This is a genomic window from Streptomyces tricolor (assembly GCF_002155905.1).
GTDB lineage: Bacteria > Actinomycetota > Actinomycetes > Streptomycetales > Streptomycetaceae > Streptomyces > Streptomyces tricolor.
Genome location: NZ_MUMF01000445.1, coordinates 1 through 2,818 on the forward strand (window position 1 = coordinate 1; position 2,818 = coordinate 2,818).

3 protein-coding genes are annotated in these 2,818 nt (G+C 71.6%); 2 read left to right on the forward strand and 1 reads right to left on the reverse strand.

Annotated elements, in window-relative coordinates; translation table 11 throughout:
* Positions 1-829: hypothetical protein (locus CCN44_RS29135; protein ID WP_107502115.1), on the reverse strand; the 829-nt coding region annotated here is incomplete at its 3' end.
* Between the two features lie 71 nt (positions 830-900).
* On the opposite strand from CCN44_RS29135, the gene CCN44_RS29140 reads away from it, so the two are divergent.
* Positions 901-1,833, forward strand: coding sequence for a Ppx/GppA family phosphatase (locus tag CCN44_RS29140; RefSeq protein ID WP_059251652.1), 933 nt, complete (start codon positions 901-903; stop codon positions 1,831-1,833).
* Between the two features lie 152 nt (positions 1,834-1,985).
* Positions 1,986-2,818: sugar phosphate isomerase/epimerase family protein (locus CCN44_RS29145; protein WP_331478620.1), on the forward strand; the 833-nt coding region annotated here is incomplete at its 3' end.

The window sequence follows — 2,818 nt, forward strand, 5'->3', positions numbered from 1 at the left end:
GGGTAGGGGGGTCGGCCGGGTGCGGGGCCAGGAGGGGGAGTTGGGATGCCAGGCGCTGTTCGCACAGCTCGACCAGGCGGTCGTACCCGGCCTTCCCCATCAGCTCCGTCAGCTCGGCCCGGTAGGACACGTACACCGGCTCCCCGGCGCCGTGTGCCGACGTCGCCGAGGTGCACCACCAGTGCAGGTCGTGGCCGCCGGGCCCCCAGCCCCGCCGGTCGTACTCCCCGATGGACACCTGGAGCACGCGCGTGTCGTCCGGCCGGTCGATCCAGTCGTACGTCCGCCGGATCGGCAGCTGCCAGCACACGTCCGGCTTGGTCTCCAGCGGCTCCCGCCCCTCCTTCAGCGCGAGGATGTGGAGGGAGCAGCCCGCGCCGCCCGCGAACCCCGGCCGGTTCTGGAAGATGCACGACCCCTGGAAGGGGCGCGTCTGCCGGGAGCCTTCCTCGTCCTCGGAGATCCAGCCGTTCCGCGTGCCCTCGTCGTGGTGCTGCCAGATCTCCGGCGTGAGCCGCGCCACATGCTCGGCGACCCGCTTCTCGTCGTCCTCGTCGGAGAAGTGCGCCCCCAGCGTGCAGCACCCGTCGTCCGCCCGGCCCGCCTGAATGCCCTGGCAGCCACTGCCGAAGATGCAGTTCCAGCGAGAGGTCAGCCATGTCAGATCGCAGCGGAACACCTGCTCGTCGTCCGCCGGATCAGGGAACTCCACCCAGGCGCGGGCGAAGTCGAGCCCCTTCTCGTCGCTCATCTTCGCCTCCTTGGTGGTTCTGGCAGCCTTACGACTTTTGTCCGCCTTGTCGACCTTCGCCTTTTTCGTCTTTGGCACCCGTCCAGGGTAAGTGGCCCAGCACCGCTCCGGGGACGGAGCACGGACGATCTGGCAGTAGCGTTCCGTACATGAGACTCGGTGTCCTGGACGTGGGTTCGAACACGGTGCATCTGCTGGTGGTGGACGCTCACCCCGGCGCGCGTCCGCTGCCCGCGCATTCCCACAAGGCCGACCTTCGGCTCGCCCAGCTCCTCGACGACAGCGGTGCCATCGGCGACGAAGGCATCGACAAGCTGATCGCCGTCGTACGGGACGCGCTCCAGGCCGCCGAGGACAAGGGCGTCGAGAACCTGCTGCCGTTCGCGACCTCCGCCGTCCGCGAGGCCACCAACGCCGACGACGTCCTCGCGCGCGTGGCCGACGAGACCGGCGTACGGCTCCAGGTGCTCACCGGCGCCGAGGAGGCCCGGCTCACCTTCCTCGCCGCCCGCCGCTGGTACGGCTGGTCCGCCGGCCGGCTGCTGGTCCTGGACATCGGCGGCGGCTCCCTGGAGATCGCCTACGGCATGGACGAGGAGCCGGACGCGGCCGTCTCCCTCCCGCTCGGCGCCGGCCGGCTCACCGCCGGCTGGCTGCCCGGCGACCCGCCCGCCCCGGACGACGTCCGCTCCCTGCGCCGGCACGTCCGCACGGAGATAGCCCGCACGGTCGGCGAATTCAGCCGCCTCGGCGCCCCCGACCACGTGGTCGCCACCTCCAAGACCTTCAAGCAGCTCGCCCGCATCGCCGGTGCCGCCCGCAGCGCCGAGGGCCTCTACGTCCAGCGCGAACTCAAGCGCGAGTCCCTGGAGGCCTGGGTCCCGCGCCTGGCGGGCATGACCACGGAACAGCGCGCCGAACTCCCCGGAGTCTCCGAGGGCCGGGCGGGCCAGCTCCTCGCCGGCGCCCTGGTCGCCGAGGGCGCGATGGACCTCTTCGGCGTGGAGAAACTGGAGATCTGCCCCTGGGCCCTCAGAGAGGGCGTGATCCTCCGGCGCCTCGATCACATGGATTCCGATTAGCGGCCCGAACGGCGCGGGACCGTACCGATGTGCGGCTGCGCCGCCGTGGGCGCGCGGAGCGGCCACCCGCCCGCAGCCGCGCACATGGCGAACGTCACAACGGCGAACAGGCACCCGACACCCCCACTGCTCAACCCCGTAAGGTGCAGGACGTGGCTCAACCAACGGACGTGACCGTCGCGCTGTCGACCGCCTCCGTCTATCCGGAGTCGACGGCGACGGCCTTCGAGATCGCCGCGCGCCTCGGCTACGACGGCGTCGAGGTCATGGTGTGGACCGACCCGGTCAGCCAGGACATCGAGGCGCTGCGCCGCCTGTCGGACTACCACGGCATTCCCATCCTGGCCGTCCACGCCCCCTGCCTGCTGATCACCCAGCGAGTCTGGTCCACCGACCCCTGGGTGAAGCTCCAGCGGGCCCGGGCCGCGGCGGAGAAGCTGGGGGCCTCCACCGTCGTCGTCCACCCGCCCTTCCGCTGGCAGCGGCAGTACGCCCGGGACTTCGTCACCGGCATCTGGCGGATGGCGAACGAGACGGACGTACGGTTCGCCGTCGAGAACATGTACCCCTGGCGCTACCGCGACCGCGAGATGCTCGCCTACGCCCCCGACTGGGACGTCACGAACGACGACTACCGGCACTTCACGATCGACCTCAGCCACACGGCGACGGCCCGCACCGACGCCCTCGGCATGATCGACCGCATGGGGGACCGGCTCGGGCACGTGCACCTCGCCGACGGCCGGGGCTCGGCCAAGGACGAGCACCTCGTCCCCGGCCGCGGCACCCAGCCCTGCGCCGAGCTGCTGGAGCGCCTGGTGCACACCGGCTTCGACGGCCATGTCGTGATCGAGGTCAACACGCGGCGGGCGATGTCCGGCGCCGAGCGCGAGGCCGACCTCGCCGAGGCCCTGGAGTTCACCCGGAAACACCTGGCCGCGGCGGCCGTACGGGTGCCGGTCATCGCCGGGGCACCCGTACGGCC